This window comes from Mucilaginibacter sp. NFX135 (assembly GCF_048565145.1).
Taxonomy (GTDB): Bacteria; Bacteroidota; Bacteroidia; order Sphingobacteriales; family Sphingobacteriaceae; genus Mucilaginibacter.
Genome location: NZ_CP183412.1, coordinates 262,518 through 280,706, shown reverse-complemented (window position 1 = coordinate 280,706; position 18,189 = coordinate 262,518). Strand labels below are relative to the sequence as shown.

General features: G+C 41.9%; 18 protein-coding genes. 3 read left to right on the top strand and 15 right to left on the bottom strand.

Annotated elements, in window-relative coordinates; translation table 11 throughout:
- Positions 1-9: 9 nt before the first annotated feature.
- Both ACNURT_RS01205 and ACNURT_RS01200 read right to left on the bottom strand, forming a co-directional pair.
- Positions 10-3,483 carry a TonB-dependent receptor gene (locus ACNURT_RS01205; protein WP_419700187.1) on the bottom strand — a complete coding sequence of 1,158 codons (3,474 nt, stop codon included), beginning with the start codon at positions 3,481-3,483 and terminating at the stop codon, positions 10-12.
- Positions 3,484-3,717: 234 nt separating this feature from the next.
- Complete coding sequence (locus ACNURT_RS01200; RefSeq protein WP_419700186.1) at positions 3,718-4,779, bottom strand: FecR family protein; 1,062 nt, start codon at positions 4,777-4,779, stop codon at positions 3,718-3,720.
- Positions 4,780-5,022: 243 nt separating this feature from the next.
- Between ACNURT_RS01200 and ACNURT_RS01195 the strand changes: the two genes are divergently transcribed.
- On the top strand, positions 5,023-5,589 hold the full coding sequence (locus tag ACNURT_RS01195) for an RNA polymerase sigma-70 factor (RefSeq protein ID WP_370996876.1): 567 nt from the start codon (positions 5,023-5,025) through the stop codon (positions 5,587-5,589).
- Positions 5,590-5,607: 18 nt separating this feature from the next.
- Here the strand turns inward: ACNURT_RS01195 and ACNURT_RS01190 are convergent, their stop codons facing one another.
- The 13 genes from ACNURT_RS01190 to ACNURT_RS01130 form a co-directional block, all read right to left on the bottom strand.
- A complete protein-coding gene (locus ACNURT_RS01190; protein WP_419700185.1) occupies positions 5,608-6,093 on the bottom strand; it encodes a hypothetical protein in 486 nt (161 codons plus the stop codon).
- Positions 6,094-6,119: 26 nt separating this feature from the next.
- Positions 6,120-6,791 carry an energy transducer TonB gene (locus tag ACNURT_RS01185; protein WP_419700184.1) on the bottom strand — a complete coding sequence of 224 codons (672 nt, stop codon included), beginning with the start codon at positions 6,789-6,791 and terminating at the stop codon, positions 6,120-6,122.
- A 63-nt stretch (positions 6,792-6,854) separates the two neighbouring features.
- Complete coding sequence (locus ACNURT_RS01180) at positions 6,855-7,541, bottom strand: peptidoglycan DD-metalloendopeptidase family protein (RefSeq protein WP_419700183.1); 687 nt, start codon at positions 7,539-7,541, stop codon at positions 6,855-6,857.
- A gap of 8 nt (positions 7,542-7,549) precedes the next feature.
- A complete protein-coding gene (gene rbfA, locus ACNURT_RS01175) occupies positions 7,550-7,921 on the bottom strand; it encodes a 30S ribosome-binding factor RbfA (RefSeq protein WP_172333987.1) in 372 nt (123 codons plus the stop codon).
- Positions 7,922-8,034: 113 nt separating this feature from the next.
- A complete protein-coding gene (locus ACNURT_RS01170) occupies positions 8,035-8,412 on the bottom strand; it encodes a hypothetical protein (RefSeq protein ID WP_419700182.1) in 378 nt (125 codons plus the stop codon).
- Positions 8,413-8,511: 99 nt separating this feature from the next.
- Positions 8,512-9,738 carry an FtsX-like permease family protein gene (locus ACNURT_RS01165; RefSeq protein ID WP_419700181.1) on the bottom strand — a complete coding sequence of 409 codons (1,227 nt, stop codon included), beginning with the start codon at positions 9,736-9,738 and terminating at the stop codon, positions 8,512-8,514.
- Positions 9,739-9,805: 67 nt separating this feature from the next.
- The gene (locus ACNURT_RS01160) at positions 9,806-10,444 is read right to left on the bottom strand and encodes an MBL fold metallo-hydrolase (RefSeq protein WP_419700180.1); all 639 of its coding nucleotides are present in this window, start codon (positions 10,442-10,444) and stop codon (positions 9,806-9,808) included.
- A 160-nt stretch (positions 10,445-10,604) separates the two neighbouring features.
- A complete protein-coding gene (locus tag ACNURT_RS01155; RefSeq protein ID WP_419700179.1) occupies positions 10,605-11,216 on the bottom strand; it encodes a SprT-like domain-containing protein in 612 nt (203 codons plus the stop codon).
- A gap of 158 nt (positions 11,217-11,374) precedes the next feature.
- On the bottom strand, positions 11,375-13,489 hold the full coding sequence (gene feoB / locus ACNURT_RS01150; RefSeq protein WP_419700178.1) for a ferrous iron transport protein B: 2,115 nt from the start codon (positions 13,487-13,489) through the stop codon (positions 11,375-11,377).
- A gap of 11 nt (positions 13,490-13,500) precedes the next feature.
- Positions 13,501-13,716 carry a FeoA family protein gene (locus ACNURT_RS01145; RefSeq protein WP_370996867.1) on the bottom strand — a complete coding sequence of 72 codons (216 nt, stop codon included), beginning with the start codon at positions 13,714-13,716 and terminating at the stop codon, positions 13,501-13,503.
- 406 nt (positions 13,717-14,122) lie between these two features.
- A complete protein-coding gene (locus ACNURT_RS01140; protein WP_370996866.1) occupies positions 14,123-14,518 on the bottom strand; it encodes a VanZ family protein in 396 nt (131 codons plus the stop codon).
- On the bottom strand, positions 14,519-14,899 hold the full coding sequence (gcvH, locus tag ACNURT_RS01135) for a glycine cleavage system protein GcvH (protein WP_370996865.1): 381 nt from the start codon (positions 14,897-14,899) through the stop codon (positions 14,519-14,521). It lies immediately after the preceding gene.
- A 166-nt stretch (positions 14,900-15,065) separates the two neighbouring features.
- Positions 15,066-15,782, bottom strand: a complete 717-nt coding sequence (locus ACNURT_RS01130; protein ID WP_370998364.1) for a hypothetical protein — start codon at positions 15,780-15,782, stop codon at positions 15,066-15,068.
- A 56-nt stretch (positions 15,783-15,838) separates the two neighbouring features.
- Between ACNURT_RS01130 and ACNURT_RS01125 the strand changes: the two genes are divergently transcribed.
- Together ACNURT_RS01125 and ACNURT_RS01120 are read left to right on the top strand one after the other, a co-directional pair.
- The gene (locus tag ACNURT_RS01125) at positions 15,839-16,549 is read left to right on the top strand and encodes an SAM-dependent methyltransferase (RefSeq protein WP_419700177.1); all 711 of its coding nucleotides are present in this window, start codon (positions 15,839-15,841) and stop codon (positions 16,547-16,549) included.
- A gap of 7 nt (positions 16,550-16,556) precedes the next feature.
- On the top strand, positions 16,557-18,155 hold the full coding sequence (locus ACNURT_RS01120; protein WP_419700176.1) for an FAD-dependent oxidoreductase: 1,599 nt from the start codon (positions 16,557-16,559) through the stop codon (positions 18,153-18,155).
- Positions 18,156-18,189: the final 34 nt, after the last annotated feature.

Genomic DNA, 18,189 nt, shown 5'->3' with positions numbered 1-18,189 from the left:
GTAATAATGTTATAATGAAAAATTAACTCCAAACAAGAAAGTGCGCGGACTGGCGTAGCTTCCTTCGTCAATACCAAAATCTGTTGTTGTACCGCCAAGTTCCGGATCAACTCCTTTGTAGCCGGTTAATGTAAACAGGTTTGTTCCCGATACATAGATCCTTAGCTTTTGGATCCCTACTTTTTTTAGTGAAGTCAGATTAAAGGTGTAACCGACCTGAGCGTTACGCATACGTACATAGGTGCCGTTTTCTACGAAATAAGAATTTGGAGTAGCGCCGCTGCTGGTTGATGCATCCAGTTCCTGTATAGGGGCTGATGCATTTTGATGCGTTGGTGTCCATGAATCGTTAAGGGCAGTGTAGCTTTTAGCAGTTCCGAATGAAGCATAAAAATCTCTCCAGTATTTTACGCTGTTCCAGATCTTATTGCCAAATGAACCATATAAAAATACACTTGCATCAAAGTTTTTATAGTTTACTCCCAGGTTTAAGCCTGCTGTAACCTTGGGGTTGGGATTGCCTATAAAAGTACGGTCGGCAGATGTGATCATACCATCTCCATTAACATCTTTATATTTAAACCGGCCAACTTTTACATCTGATTGATAAACAGCATTTGGATCATTGCTGATCTTTTGGGCGCTGGCGTTAGCAGCGTCTATCTGGCCTTGGTTATTCCAGAAACCTTCTATCTGATAGCCATAAAATTCGCCCATGGAATGCCCAACCTGGTTGCGGGTGATAGGGCCATCGAAACGGCTTGTCGCTGTGCCTGTAAAGTAGTCGGCATCGTCAGATACTTTTAAAATTTTATTGTTATAAGTTGTTACAGTTCCTGTAGCGTTAAAGTTAAGATCGCTGTTAGCTCTAAAGTTGCCGGTAATGGAAAGGTCTAAACCGTCCGTTTTCATTTTACCAACATTTTGTTGAGGCAGTGTGCCGTTACCTGCGGTAGCTAATTGGGTAGCGTGGAATAGCAGGTCTTTAATATCTTTTCGATAGTAATCGGCAGTTACAGAAATTTTGCCATCAAACAAAGTGGCATCAAACCCAAAATTGGAATTGCCATCTTTTTCCCATACGGCATTAGGGTTAGCAATCTGTTGTTGATAGAAACCAGGCGTCAGATTAACTGTTCCATCCAGCGGATAATAGGATTGTCCGATGTTATTGCTGAAAGTAATATAAGGGTCTTGCAATCCCATATTGATCTGATTACCCATGATACCGTAGCCACCTCTTATTTTAAGATCGGTAACCCATTTGATATTTTTCATGAAATCTTCCTGCGATATCCGCCAGCCCGCGCTAAAGGCAGGGAAATAACCATAACGATTGTTCACCGGGAATACAGAAGCGCCGTCGCGACGGACTGTGGCATTAAACAAATACTTGTCATTATAAATATAATCTAACCGGGCAAACTCAGAGAATAGGGACGATGAGCTTTTGCTGCTATACGTATTTTTATTGTTTGTTCCTGTTGAAAGGCTTACGTAGTTGGGGTCAAAAGTATAAAAGCCTTGTATGCTACCCCCTAAGCTGCTATCATGATTGTCAATAGCCTCTGTACCCACTACCACTGTCAGATCATGCTTGCCAAATGTCCTTTTATAGGTAAGTGTATTTGTCCAGTTGTAACTATAGTTGTTGTTAGCGTTTTCGGTATAAGTATTTATGGTTGAATTTTCAACGTTTTCATAAGTTGGGTAGGTAAATGAGTGGTCATTACTGTTCACAATGTCACCACCAAAACTTGTACGCAAGGTTAGACCCCTGATGATGTCGGCTTCGGCAAATACATTACCCAATAAACGATAGCTGGTTGTTGCATTATTTTTAGTGCGTTGTTGTATGGCTACCGGGTTGTTGGCATCGCCAAGCCCAGTGCCATAACTGCCTGCGTAATTACCCATAATGTCGTACACTGGTATAATGGGTTGCTCCCTTAACGCGTGTGCAATTACACCATCGGGGTTATTGGTACTAACCTGTGGATTCCTGGTGATAGAATAAGAAAGGTTTTCGCCTACTCTGATGTGTTTGGTTATATTAAAATTTGTATTTGAGCGTAAACTGTACCGTTTTAAATAGGTATCTATCAAAGTACCCTGCTGATTAAAGTAATTTAAGGAGAACAGGTAGCTGGCCTGCTCTGTACTGCCGCTTAACGATATGTTATGGCTGGTCATCGGGGCCGATTTAAAGATCTCATGATACCAGTCGGTACCGGCTTTATTGGCCTTGGTTATCCTGTAAAAATTATTAAAATCGCTGGCCGATGTGTAGAGCGGGTTTACGTAATATTTTGATGGATCAACAGATGGGTCACCTATTTTAGCCCCTGCCGGAGTAATATAATCAGGAAGGGTAAAAGTTGATGCTGTGCCTGAAGGGTTATATAAAGGGTCTGTAAGATCAGTAATACCTGAATTTTTTGTTGCGGTTAACTTAAGGTCGGCCATTTGTTGCGGAGTAATAGTGTTCCAAACATTGCCTCCTTTGGGTACCTGCGAGCCATAATAGGCATCGTATTGGATGTTTACCTTTCCTTTGCCTCTTTTAGTTGTAATGATGATAACGCCGTTTGCAGCTCTAGCTCCGTATATGGAAGCAGAACTGGCGTCTTTTAATACCTGCAATGATTCAACATCATTAGGGTTAATGGTGCTGATGTCATAAGTTTCAACCCCGTCAACCACATAAAGCGGAGTGTTATTGCCAAAAGTGTTAAACCCCCGTATGTGCACCTGTGGTTCTTCGCCCGGCTGGCCCGAGCCCGTAACGGTAACACCTGATGCCTGGCCTTGTAGCTGACTATTTACCGATGATGAGGCTTGTTTATTCAGATCTTTTACGTTTACAACAGCTACAGCACCTGTCAGGTCCTTTTTCTTTTGGGTGGCATAACCTACTACAACTACTTCATTCAATGATTTTGATTCTTCTGCCAGGATTACATTGATGGAAGTTTTGTTATTAACAGCTACCCGTTGCGTTGTAAATCCCAGGAAAGTAAATTCCAGCGTGCCGTTACCATCAGGAAGCGTAAGGTTGTACTTGCCGTTAAGATCAGTTACAGTACCTAATGAACTGCCTGCCAATTTAACACTTACTCCGGGTAGTGGGGTGCCACTTGCATCCTTCACTATACCGGTTACGGTAACTGTTGCAATAACTTTACCATCCGCCGGTTTAATAATAATGATATCATCAACCACCTGGAAAGTTAATGGCTGGTTCTGAAGTACATTTTTCATCACCGTTTCGATGCTTGCGTCCTGTAACTCCACGTTTATCCTTTTATCGGCATTTACCTGGTCAAGCCTATAAAAAACGGTGTATTTGCTGTTTTTTTCTATCTGCTTGAACATCTGTTTTACCGAGATGTTGTTAAGATTAAAATTGTAAACGTTTTGAGAATAAACAGCAGCATGTATGTGCATTATACCCGTAAAGAGCAAAACAGTAACAAGCTTCATAATTTTAATGGTTTTTTGCCATGCATGCGCAGGCCATACAGATTTTCTGTCAAAATTTATCATAAATTTGTGTTTGTTAATTAGTTAATACTATGCTTCCCCAAGCGTAGGGTATTAGCTATTAATTTTTTACATAGCCCGGAGTGTTAGCGCACACCGGGTTTTTTATTGAAAAGCGAGGGAGTTATTTTTTTGCCATATATTGTTTTTTAATGGTTAAGTTTTTATGGTTGATTAGTTATTGTTTTTGGTAATGGTTACGGTATTTCCGTTTATGGTATAATCAATCTCGGTATTTCCCTTTATCAGATTCAGCACTTTATCAATCGAGGCCACATTCTTAAAACTTCCGGAGTACCTAATGCCTTGCAGGCTGGCATCATCCATAACTATTTTTACGTTATAATGGCGTTCCAGCACTTTGGATATTTCGTCGAGTGTGTTACCATCAAATACCAGCAGATTTTCTCTCCATCCATCGTATTTATCCATTTTGGCCGAATCGATCTGTAAAACCTGAATCTCATTCAGATCTTTAAGATCATGCTGATCATCGGGCTTATAAGTGTATTTTTCTTTCTGCTGCTGATAATATATGCGCAATACCTGCCGCGGCTTAACATATATACGGCTCATTTCGCGGGCATTGTTATCAATATTGCCTTCAACTGAAACCTCTCCTTTAACAACCGTTGTTTCAAAGAAAGAGTCGTTCGGGTATGATTTCAGATTAAACTTGGTACCGATATCCCTGATGGTATAATTTTTTGTGTTAACAATAAAAGGAATAGTTTTTTTGCCAGGTGCTATTTCAAAAAATGCCTCGCCTTCCAAATAAACTGTCCGGTTCTTTTTACCAAAATCAGTGTTATAGTTCAGCTTACTGCCCGCGTTTAACCAAACAAGCGTACCATCTGTTAAAACAATCTTTTTAATTCCCCCTTTGCTGGCAGATACCAACCGAATGCTTTGGGCATTTTGTGAATAATACCTTATTAAAAAAACTGAAAGCACGCTAAATATTGCTACAACGGCAGCTACCTTACCCCATTTATATAATTGCCTGTACTTTGTTTCCTGTGGTATTGTCGACAAAAATTTTTGATATGCTTTTTCTTCATCAACAAGCTCTGGTTTCAGGTACATCATATTCTGCCAGGCTTCATACAACTGTGCAAAATACTGCTCATTTTCCGGATGTGCTTTAACCCATTCTCTTACCCGGTCTGTTTCCTGTTCATCAGCCTCGCGGGTAATGTACTTTACTAATAATTGTTTTATCTCTTCGTTATCCATTCTTGTTATAATAGCAAGACAATTAAAAAATGGCTTACCCTCAAAGACTTAGAAAATATTTTTTATAAATATTCGGCAGGGGGCTTTAAAAGCCCGGAATAATTGTGTTTGTACTACACTGTCCAGAATGTTCTATAATTACTTTATCATTATTCCCATATTAAATTTGAAACATTTAAATTTTTTTATCTAACTTGTTAAAGTTTTTTAAAAAGTGCTTCATTTTGATCTGATTATGAATAAATGATTACTAAAAGCGACGAAATCCTTATTACTAATCTTACGCAAGGCGATACAAAAGCTTTTGAGGCTTTATTTAAACTTTACTATACCCGACTTACGCTTTTTTGCAACCGTTTTGTAAATGACCTCTCGATTTCTGAAGAAATTGTTGCTGATGTTTTCACACTTTTATGGGAAAAAGGCCATGAGGTTACTTTTTCAAGTTCCGTAGGCTCTTATTTATTTAAAATGGTGCAAAATCGGAGTCTGAATTATTTGAAACATCAAAAAATAGAGAACCTATACGTGGCTTATCTGGAAAAGAATAATCTTTTTGATGAAGTGCGCAACACCGTAGAAAGCGGGTATGAAGAAAAAGAATTAACCCGCCAAATTAACGCGGCTATCAATACGCTGCCCGAAAAGTGCCGTGAAATTTTTGTAATGAGCCGTTTCAGCGATATGAAATATAAGGAGATTGCCAGTAAACTCAATATTTCACCAAAAACTGTTGAACGCCAGGTGAGCATCGCGCTTGAAAAATTAAGGCAAACCTTAAAACATGTTACCTACATGTTTTTTCTATAGCAGACAATTATTCTTCCTTCAGTAAGTTAAAGCTTCCAGCTTTTTAATATCGCGATAGCAGATGTAAAGCGGGATAATGCCGAAAATGCCAAAGCAGCAATCAATAAAACGCCAATAAATAGGGATGCCACGTATAGGGCCGGCGATGAAAGCCAGCGGAAGCACCATAACGCAGGCGATCATCCCGAACTGTATAACCCAGATATTTTTTACAGGATCTTTTAATGGCCCGATAAATGCCAGGGCTATTACCAGGTGGCCAAATGCCAGCCAATCGGTGCCATAACTTAAATAAGGGTATGTTTGGTTAGTGGTTTTTACAGCGAAGTATACCTTCATGATCCAGGGCTGCATAAATGCCGGGAACGACTGTACATGTGCTGCAAAAAAGCCCAGTTCGGTTTCAATAGGGAAGGCCGTTACTCCACTCAATACCAAGCCGATGATGAATATAATGATCCAGATTTTTACCTTTTTACGTAATTGCTGCTCGTGTTGAACCATGCAGTGAATGTAGAGATTTTATAAAATTATTGCCCGCAGTATTTCTTAATAAAACTGTCGGCTTTATCGCTTCCTATGTTGCGGATAAAGGTCCAGTCGGTACAGGCGCCTTCTTTATCGCCCTGTTTTAATTTCTGATCGGCTTGTTTTAGCAGGTCGCTGATCAACTCGTCACCAAAACCCAATTGTTTTTTTAAGGCTATAATGGTAAGCTCCTTACTGGTATCGGCCTTGCCTTTATATTTGTTGATATAATAATTGGTAACGGCGTTCTCCAGTTCCTGTCGGTTCTTATAATCGTCGATAGCGGCTTGCATATTGTTAGCGTCAATAACGCCACAGTGGGTTCTGTCGGGATCAAAACGAATAGGTTGTACCAGGTTGGTATTCTCGTTGTAGTCAGTTGGTATAGTCCAATGACCAGATGTTAATTTAATAACCCTAAGAGCCTCATCATCCAGATCAATACCCAGTCCACGTTGCACGCTGGCACTGGTAACATTACCTTTGTGATCAAGCCGGAAGGATACATCGATGGTACCTGAAATACAATTTCTGCTGGAATATTCGGGATAGACAATTTTTGTTCTTAAAAAATCCATCAGCGCATTTTGGCCGCCCGTAAAAGCGGGCTGGGCAACAGCCGTAAGCGCGGTGGCCGCTGTGAGCAAGACGAATATAAATAAACGCTTTATCATAATATAAATATCGACAATAAAACGGATATAAAGTTTAATTCAAAAGTCGCTTTTATTAGGGTCTTAAAATCCCAGGACGAGTCCCGGATCAGGAACATTCAAGCTGTACTTTTCCTTTTCAGAGTATTTGCATACACCGGGGTAATCGCCATATTTACCTTCCATATCATACATGAGCTGGAAATGCAGGTGTGGTGGCCATTGGCCATTCTCCTGGTTGTTACCCAGCGTGGCTATCTGCTGATTTTTATTGACAGGCATACAAATGGTCAAGCCGTTCAAGCTTTTGCGGCTCAGATGACCATATAGGCTGTACAAGGTTAAGCTATCAAGCTTGTGCTGCAATATTATGGTGGGGCCGTAATCGCCCAGATTATTATTATCCTGAAAGCTGTGCACTATACCATCAAACGGTGCATAAATGGGCGTACCGGCATCGCCCCAAATATCAACACCCAGGTGCAGCCGGCGTGGCTCATCCTCCGTATCAAAATGCGGACTCACCGCATAAATGGTGCGATGTTCCATATAGCCGCCAATACCATAGCGGCAATTATTGGTTTTTAACTTTTCACTTACCCAACCACTAAATTGCTTCGTATCTGCAATAATGGTCATGTTGAGCTCTGTGTTGGCGGCGGTAAAGTCCAACGGAAAAAGCCGGTCGGTGCCGGCATTATAGTCAACCACTTTGCCAATGGCAGTGGGGTTGTTTTGCAAATAAGTTTTTAAACGGGCATGCGGGTCCATCCGGAATATTATTCGGTATCGGGCTGGCGCTCTTCTTTGCTTAGTTTTTCAAATATCTTGTCCATGCGCTCTACGTATTCGCTGGTATCATCCACAAAAAATTCCAACTGAGGAATGATCCTTACCTGGTCTTTAATGCGGGCACCCAGTTTATACCTGATCTCGGAGGCGTGTGATTTGATGGTTTGCAGGGCCAGCTGCAGATTGTTGTTGCCAAAGAAGCTTAAAAATATACGAGCAATGGCCAAATCGGGGGTTACGCGTACTTTAGTAATGGTTACCAGGGTATTGGGCAAATAGTTCATGCCTTCGCGCTGAAATATGGCGGCCAGGTCCTGCTGTATTACTCCGGCGAATTTTTGCTGACGTTTTGATTCCATAATAATTGGTTTTCAGTATCAAGTAGTTAGTATCAAGTATCAAGATTTAAAAGGTTATCAATAGCAAAAGTAGTCTCGATACTTGATACTAACTACTTGATACTATTTAATCATTAATTGCAAATGTCCTGGGGTATCTCTTTGGTTATTTTTATAACTTTTTTTACAACCAGCGTGCTGTCATACTCAGACCCCATACCTTCTTTTCCTGATTTTGATTTGATGCCTTCTACCTCAACATACACAGGCTCGTAAGGTTTTTCGAAATTAAGCTGCGAATATTGCAGTTCTAACTGGGCCGAACTGTCGGCAACCCAAAACTCACGACCACTATCACAATCCTTAAATGATTTTATTTCGGGGCCAAAACTGTACAGGCCTTTATAAACCGTTGATTCTTTGGTTTTTGACGGGTTTCTGTTACATGAGCATGCAGCAATTAAAACAACTAAGAACGCGAAATATTTAATACACCCAACATGTTTAGTCATAAGTCTAAAGTTATAAGTCCGAAGCCCGGGAAAAAGAACTTTCGGCTTAGTACTTCCGACTAAAGACTGTTGGCTTGATACTATCCTCATACCACAAATTTACAAATCCTGTTTGATTTCATCTAAACCTTTAATACTTAATCGTGCGCTGATGCCCGATGCTATTACAGAAATGATGCCAACCGTTAAAAACACCAGGCCAACATCAACGGGGTTAATATCAACCGGGTAGGCATCAATTACCGACATCTGCGCGCCCATTTTTATCCAGCCAAAATGCTGTTGCAGCAGGCAGAATATCAGGCCTAAAACAATACCGGCAATACAGCCGATTAATGATATCATCATTCCCTCAAAAAAGAAAATGCCTTGTATTGTCTGTTTGTTGGCGCCCAGGCTGCTTAATATGGCAATGTCCTTGCGCTTATCAATCACCAGCATGGTTAACGAACCAATGATGTTAAATATTGCTATAATGAGCACGAAGGTAAGTATCATGAATATCGACCAGCGTTCATAATTCAACGTTTTATATAATTCGGTGTTTTGCTGCTTCCGATTTTTAACGGTGAATTTAGTGCCGATATCATCTGTTAATTTGTTTTGGATCGATGTCAGATCTGTACCTTTTTTATAGGTAAGTTCGATGGAGGATACTTCTTTGGGCTGATCGAGCAAATCACGGGCAAACTCCAGGGGTGTTACCACTATATCATCAAACTCCTGCTGTATACCAAATACACCGGATGGATTTATAGAGCGAACCACAAACTCATTAAGTGGATTATCCGAACTTTCTGTCCCTCGCCTTGGCGAATATATTTGTATGGGTGAAAGCTCATCATGAACATTAATGCCCAGGTTATTTTGGATAGTGGCGCCAATAACCGCGAAGTTGCGCCCTCCGCTTTTTAAAGTGAAGGAACCGACTTGTACGGTGCTATCCAATTGTTTATTCTTCAAAAAATCATCACTTACACCTTTTATGGTTCCTAAAAAAGTTTTGTCGCCATATTTGATCAAGGCTTTTTCCTGCAGTACCTCAGTGTAGGAAATAAGGCGTTTATCCTGATGTAGGGTATTGAAGTAGATAGTATCCGGATTAAAAGTTTTACCAAGACGTGGTTCTATCTTTATTTCGGGTGTAAAGTTGCTATACAGCGAAAGGATCACTTTTTCGAAACCGTTGAATACCGACAAAATAATGATCAGCGCCGCGCTGCCAATTAAAACACCGAGCATCGAAATACCCGAAATGATATTTATAGCGTGCATTTTTTTGCCCGAAAACAGGTACCGTTTAGCTATATATACCGAAGTGTTCACTTAGTTTTGGAGTTGTAAGTTGCAAGTTATGAGTTGCGAAGGACTTTTGACTTTTTAATTTCGACTTTTAGTTTAAAAACGGGTTGTTTTGTTTTTCGTAACCGATGGTAGTTTCGGGGCCATGGCCGGGATAAACCGTACAATTATCGGGCAGGCGAAACAGTTTGGTGGTAATGCTATCCATCAATGTGCTGAAACTTCCGCCGGGCAGGTCATACCGGCCAATGCTTAATCTAAACAATACATCGCCGCCTATCAGGATATTGGCTTCCTTATCATAAAAACACAGTGAGGCGGGCGAATGGCCTGGGGCGAAGATCAAATGGAGTGTGGTATGGCCAAACTGTATGCTGCCGGTTTCGGGCAGGAACTCATCGGGCAGGGGTGATACTTCATAACGGATGCCCATTTGTGGTGCATAGGTTACCACCGCTGCCAAAACTTCCGACTCACCAATATGAAAATTTGGTTTTAACCCGTATGTGTCAAATACAAATTTGTTACCCAGTACGTGGTCAATATGGCAATGGGTGTTTAAGAGCATTACCGGCATTAAATTATTATCCTTTATAAAATTGGTTACCACATTTTGTTCGGAGGCGGTATACATACCAGGATCAATGATCACACATTCGCCGGTTTCATCGTATAAAAGGTAGGTGTTTTCCTGGTAAGGGTTATTTACAAATGATTTAACTTTTGCCATGCCGCAAAAGTAAGGATGTTTTTTGATTTCGGATTTCGGATGTTCGATTTCGGATTTATTTGGCTGAGCCTTGATGATCTCCAACTAAAGGAGAGTTGATTTATTACTGCGTCTTAAAGGCAAATTCGAAATTGGACATCCGGAATCCAAAATCATAAATTTAATCTTCCACCAACTCCACCTCGGCAACCGGACTAAACAGGTAAACTCTTTTGGTGGCTATCTCTGTGCATTTAAAACGCTTGCGTAACTGTTCTTCCTTACGGAAAATACGGCCGCCTTTTATTTTGAACAAGGCTTTCAGAGGGACTTTCTCTACGGTAAGCACAGATTCTTTTGGCGCGTCATATTTGCGCAGGGACCGGTACAGGTTCAGATCTGAGCAGCTGGAGGCCGCCGGATTATTCAGATAGCTGGTGATGGCATGTTTTACATCGACGGGGAAAATATCCTTTTCAAAAAATGGTTGCATCATTTTTTTGAAGTTAGCTTTCCACTCGCTACCGTGCGGTTTGGCTTTATGCTTATGCTCGTTCCAGGTATGCAGGTGCGCAAATTCATGCACTGTAGTTACCAAGAAAGCGTAGGGGTTAAGATCATAATTAACGGAGATACGGTGCCCTTTACCGTCGTAAGGTGAACGATAATCGCCAAATTTACTACCACGGTTGCGCGAAATTTTAAACTCACATTTAAAGTAATCAATCCAGCGGCCAATCAGGGGCGCAGCGTCTGGCGGAAGATACTTTTCTAAAACTTTTACTTTATCCAATTTTTACCTCAACACAAATATAGGGATTTCATCAGTTCATAGTTGATGGTTCATAGATCATAGCCAGAAGTTTTTAAGTAATTACCAAGAGATTATTTTTTCTATGATTTGGAGATCAAATAGTTATGAACTATGATCTATCAGCCATGAACCAAATATTATTTCAGCCAATGGTAAACGATAAAGCTGGCTGTATAGGCCAGAGCCGTCATGTAGGCAAACTGCACTGCGGGCCAGCGCCAGTCTTTAGTTTCGCGGTATACCACGGCAACGGTGCTGGCGCACTGCATGGCAAAGGCATAAAACATCATGAGCGAGAATGCTACCGCCAGAGTGAACACCGGCTTCCCGGTATCAGGGTTAGTGGCACTGTGCATTTTTTGCTGTACCGATTCCATTTTATCTGCGTCGCCTTCCACACTGTAAATGGTAGCCATGGTGCCTACAAACACTTCGCGGGCAGCAAAAGAGCTGATGAGCGCAATGCCAATCTTCCAGTCGAAACCCAGTGGTTTGATCACTGGCTCTATCACATGACCAAATACGCCGGCATAGGAGCCTTCCAGTTTTTCTGAGGCGATAACCTTAGTCAAACTATCGGGCGTCATGGTTTTGGTGTATTGTGTTTGATGATATTTTTGATCGATCCTGGCAAAAGTATCCCCCGGACCGTATGATTTCAATACCCATAATATAACCGATACGGCTATAATAACCTTGCCAGCCTGCAGCACGAATGTTTTGGAACGGTCATACATGGTAAAGCCTACATTTTTCCACCGGGGCATGCGGTACACGGGTAGTTCCATGATAAAGTAACCGCGTTCGCGGGCCTTTAAAATAAATTTCATAACAAAGGCTACCGTAACTGCCGATACAATGCTGAGCAGATACATAGCCGTAAGTGCCAGGCCCTGCAGGTTAAAGATCCACCATACATTACGGTTGGGTACCACCAGCGCAATCATCAGGGTATAAATAGGCAGACGAGCAGAACAGGCTACCAAAGGGGTAACCATAATAGTAATCATCCTGTCTTTCCAGTTTTCGATGTTGCGTGTACTCATGATAGATGGTACCGCGCAGGCAAAACCACCGATAAGTGGTACAACCGATTTGCCGTTGAGGCCAACCTTACGCATCACCTTATCCATCATAAATGTAACACGCGACATGTAGCCGGTATCTTCCAGTATAGATATCAGGGCGAAGAGAATAGCTATCTGCGGTATAAATACCATTACGCCGCTTAACCCCGCCAGCACACCATCAACTATTAAACTTACCAGCGGACCGGCCGGCAGAACCTTAGTGATTAGGCTTTGCAGCCAGAGAAAAAGATCCTCGATCAATGACATAGGATAGGCCGACCAGGAAAAAATAGCCTGGAAAATGAACATCAATATGGCAAAGAAGATCACAAAGCCGAATACTTTATGCGTAAGTATCTTATCAATTTTATTGCTTACGGTTTCGTCATGAGCCGTTTCGGGCTTTTTAACGGTATCATACAGTAAATCGTTGATGAAACTATACCGTGCAATGGTTTCTGCCGCCTGTGATTTTTGCGAATGGAAAGAAAATTCATGTTCCAGTTTCTCAATACGGTCGCTTTGCTCGGCCGAAAGGTAGCTCAGCGTTTCATGCTGATGCGCCAGCTGCAGGGCCAGATATGGGTTATCGATTTTCAGATCGTTCTTGATCTGTGCTATAATTTGCGGGGCAATAGCTTCAACATCAATGGTATCTTGCTGCAGTGCAATTTTATTGGTGTAGGCGATCGCGTTTTTAAGCTGATCGATCCCTTTGATCTTGCGTGCCGAAATGGGAACAACCAGCACTCCTAATTTTTTAGCGAACTGATCAATGTCGATATCAATACCCGCTTTTTTAGATACATCGATCATGTTTAAAGCTACCACTATGGGTATTTTCAAATCGGCTATCTGAGTATAAAGCAATAGGTTGCGTTTAAGATTGGAGGCATCCAGTATCACCACGATCAGATCAGGTGTCAGTCCTTTGGCTTTATCCGCCAAAACCGAAAATACGATGGATTCGTCTTTACTTTTAGGATAGATGCTGTAAGTGCCTGGGAGGTCAATAATCTCGGCAGTACGGCCATCAGGCAGCTGGCAAAAGCCTGTTTTTTTATCAACAGTAACCCCCGGAAAATTTCCTATTTTTTGATTAAGACCGGTTAGTATATTAAAGAGAGTTGATTTACCGGTGTTGGGATTTCCTACAAGTGCAACTCTTATATCGGCTTTCAATTTTTACAAAACTACTGCAACACGATGGTGGAGGCTTCAAATTTACGCAGACTTAACTGGTAGCCCGAAACATGGATAGCAATCGGGTCGCCAAGCGGCGCAATGCGTGAAATCTTAATCTCTTCGCCAGGCAGGCAACCCATTTCCATCAGCTTTACCGACATTTCCAGATCAGTAAATTCCTTTACAATTCCTATTTCGCCTACTTCAAGTTGTGAAAGTGTCATCGTATAATTTTAAACCACAGCAAATGTAATCTTATTTATATTAAATCCAAATAACAACAGTGAAATTGATGTGCAAATGTGCGGATGTGCAAATATGCAGATGCGAAATGATAAAATGATGACAAGGGAATGCGGATTTCAGATTACATACACGCGTCATTGCGAGGTACGAAGCAATCCCCGATAGGCAGAGTCACTCTGTACAGTATAGAGATTGCTTCGTACCTCGCAATGACGAATCGCGAGGTAAAAGCCGTCTAAGATGGGTAAAATCTATCCCATCATCTGCACATCTGCATATTTGCACATCTGCACGTCAGAAAAATGGGGGCAATTACAGCTTTTTTTGAATATGCCGCATGATGACAGGCTCGTCACTAATAAGAGTGCCCCTAATACAATGAATTTATTTTTTACCATAACCCGTTGCTCCTAATGTAACCAGTACCGCAAACATCCCCATGCAGGTACCCAGGGTATCTGCAAAAAGATCACTCCAATCGGCGCTGCGCCAAGTAAAAATGGTGAGCTGAAGGATCTCTATCAGCCCACCAAAAAAAATGGCAACTATTGTAACTAAAACTATTTGTTTATACGAGAATCGTTCTGGTTTTTGTTGCCTTATTATTCCGTTGCAAAAAAGTACTACCAGCGTGAAAAAGAAGCCGGTATGCGTCAGTTTATCAAAGCCCGGAAAAAACATGGGCTCCTTATCTACATCGCCTAAATTAACCGCGCACATCGTAAAAACAAATAAGGCCCACAAAATAGTGAGCCCATGAAATTTTAGAAATATTTTCATTTAAGCATTTACCAAAGCCTCGTAATCTTTAGCCGATAAAAGTGAATCAACAGCGCTTGCATCAGCAAGTTTAACCTTTACTATCCAACCGTCGCCGTAAGGATCTGTATTCACCAGCTCGGGTTCCCCGTCTAAAGCCGGGTTCACTTCTATAATGGTAGCGGCAACGGGTAAAAACAGGTCGGATACTGTTTTAACAGCCTCTATCGTTCCAAAAACTTCATCTTGTTCGAGTGCTTTTCCTTTGGTAGGAACATCAACATAAACAATATCACCTAACTCGCCTTGTGCAAATTCGGTAATACCTACAGTTGCTTCCTGTCCTTCAACCCGTATCCACTCATGATCTTTAGTGTATTTTAACTCAGCTGGAAAATTCATATCGTTAATTTTGTGAGCCCAAAAATAGTAAAACTTTGGGCTATCCCAATATTTTAAGATTTATTGTACCGGGGATTTGTCTGAACCATGATGCACATGATTACTGGATTTCATTAACCGCCATCTTGGTAATCCTTAAATCGGGAAATTATGGTTCAGAAACGATTTACGCCGCGTTCGAAATATATTTTACCAGGCATCTTTTGGCTATCGGTAACAAGGTTTGCTCCAGCGGAAAAGTAATATCGCAATGCATATAATATACCGCCGGATTGGGTAAAAATTTGTTACGGTTGATCAGGCTCAGCTTCATAGCCTCGGGCGTGTTGGTGATGCTGTGCTCGTAGGTATCAATAAACGATATGTTGATGCCCCGGTACTTATCATCTTTATCCTCGAAAATAGTAAGGTGATATTCATATATCCGGTTGGTGCGTTCCTTGCCATTCCGTAACGAAAAATAACCATGATAGGGCATCAGGGGCACAATACCTACCGGGTCGATATTAAGGCGACTCTCCACAAAGTCATATATCTCTTTACCGGTTTGTATCGCAGGATCCATTTTTGACAAGGCATAGGCAATAATCTGTTCAATCTCCTGCATGTTTTGATCGTCTTGAACGATCTTTTGGTAAGTGAGCTTTACCGCGTCGATGTCTGCCTGCGTTAAGCGCTGCGGGAAGGCCTGTTGCAACACCGTTTTGTTCTTTCTAAAATCAATCAGGTTGTTGTAATGAAAAATAAGATCGGCCAGGTTGGGATACAGCCGGCTCTTATCAAAATGGCGGTTAATTTCCTGTAAGTAACTCAGCAGGACATACTTTTTTTGCTCAAAATCAATATATCCCTCAATAAACCAGTTTACGCCTAATGAATTCATTTTTTTCAGGCTCCTTTCAATAGCTTAAATTAAACAAAAAACACCAACTTTGCAATATGCCCTATGGAACCCTTTTTTTAATACCCGTACCGCTGGCCGAAGAAACGGCTGCCCAATCATTTACCCCTTACCTGGTTGATACCATTAACAGTATCAAAGAATACATTGTGGAGAATGAAAAAACCGCCCGCAAATTTTTAAAGCTGGCCGGTTTAAAAACGCCGCAAAGCGAACTCCTCATTCACGATTATAGCAAGCATAACCGGGATATGGGTAAGGCCGATTTTTTTAAAGGTTTGCAGGCCGGTAATGATGTGGGACTAATGAGCGAAGCAGGTTGCCCCGGCATAGCCGATCCCGGTGCCGAAATTGTTGATAAAGCACACCGCATGGGTATTAAAGTGGTGCCTCTGGTAGGCCCAAGTTCTATTTTGCTGGCACTGATGGCTTCTGGCTTTAATGGGCAAAGTTTTACTTTTCACGGCTATTTGCCCATTGATAAAGCGCTACGCAGCAAAAAGATCAAAGAGCTGGAAGCTGCAGCCATTAAGCTCGATCAAACGCAGTTGTTTATTGAAACGCCGTTCCGCAATAACCCTATGCTGGAAGAAATATTAAAGACCGCCAACCCTAAAACAAAACTTTGCATAGCCGCAGATTTGACAGCCCCTACAGAATTTGTACAAACCAAAACCATTGCCGAGTGGCAGAAAAAAGTACCCGAGTTGCATAAACGGCCAACAATTTTCCTGCTTTTTCATCCATAAATAAACAATGACGGTTACGCAGCAGCATACCAGCGTATTGATAGTAGGAGCAGGCCCATCGGGTTTAATGATGGCCGCCCAATTATTGCGTTATGGTGTGCAGCCTGTAATTATTGATAGTAAACAGGGACCAACCACCCATTCCAAAGCCTTGGCTGTGCAGGCTCGTTCGCTGGAGATCTACCGGCAAATGGGCGTTATTGATACCATTATAAAAGGGGGCAAACAAGCTTCAGGGGTTGCATTCAACCAGGAAGGTAAAGAGGTAGCCTCCTTATCATTAAGTAATGTGGGCGGGGGGCAAACCGCCTTCCCATTTGTGCATCTGTATCAGCAAAACAAGAACGAACGTCTTTTGCTCGATTTTTTAACATTGAACTGCTGCCCCGTTTACTGGAATACTTCGTTATTGACGATTGAACAGCAAGCCGGTAAGCTGATAGTGCAATTACAAAGCGCTGAGGAAACCCGGCACATGACCTGCGACTGGCTCATCGGCGCCGATGGGGCACACAGCCTGGTGCGTAAACAATTAAACATACCATTTAATGGCGATACCTATCAGCACCAGTTTTACCTGGCCGATGTGAAAATAGCCAACCCTTTTGGCGATAAGGTGAATTTGTTTTTAGCCCAAAAAGAGTTCGCGGCGTTTTTCCCAATGCCCGAGGAGCAGTGCTATCGCATTGTTGGCCAGTTACCCGTAGGACTCGATCAACATGAAGATTTACAGATAGAAGAGATATTGCCTTTTCTGAATACTATTACCGGGCAAACTATCGAAGTAAAACAAACCAACTGGTTTACTACCTATCGGCTGCATCACCGCATGGCCGATAGTTTTAGGAAAGGCAGGTGCTTTTTAATTGGTGATGCAGCGCATATCCATTCGCCGGTAGGCGGGCAGGGCATGAACACCGGTTTGCAGGATGCCTATAACCTGGCCTGGAAACTGGCAGGCGTAGTAAATAACCAACTGCAGGAAAAAATACTGGACAGCTATGCTGTTGAGCGGATGCCTGTAGCCAAAGACCTGCTGAACACCACCGATCGTATTTTTAAATTGATACTATCGCGAAATTGGTTTGTGGGCCTGTTCAAAAAATGGGCATTGCCGGCTATTCTGAAGAATGTTTGGGGCAAACCTGCCTTACGTGAAGCTTTTTTTAAGCGGATATCTCAAACCGGTATCAACTATTGCGAAAGTCAGATCAATTTGCACCTGAGTCATGATTCACCCGTAAAAGCAGGCGACAGGTTGCCGTACCTCAAAGTGTTCGACGAAAAGAAACAGCAGGAAACTGACCTGCATGAGTGGTGCAGTAAGCCTGGTTTTACAATGATAACCCTGGGTAAATTACAAGAGCTCGATCTGTTTACCCTGGCCAAATGGATCACCCAAAACTATACGGGAACCCTTAACTTTTTTTACCTGCCGCCATCAGCTAAAAACCAGCACGTATTTGATGCCTTTGGTATTAAAGAGAAACAGAAGAAAGCTATCATCGTTCGCCCGGATATGCATATCGGTTTTATTAATGATGTGGTAGATATTGATATGATGGATAACTACCTGCAAAACGTGGTAGGCTTTGTAAAAGCATAACCAAAAAGCGCCTGCATGTAAACACACAGACGCC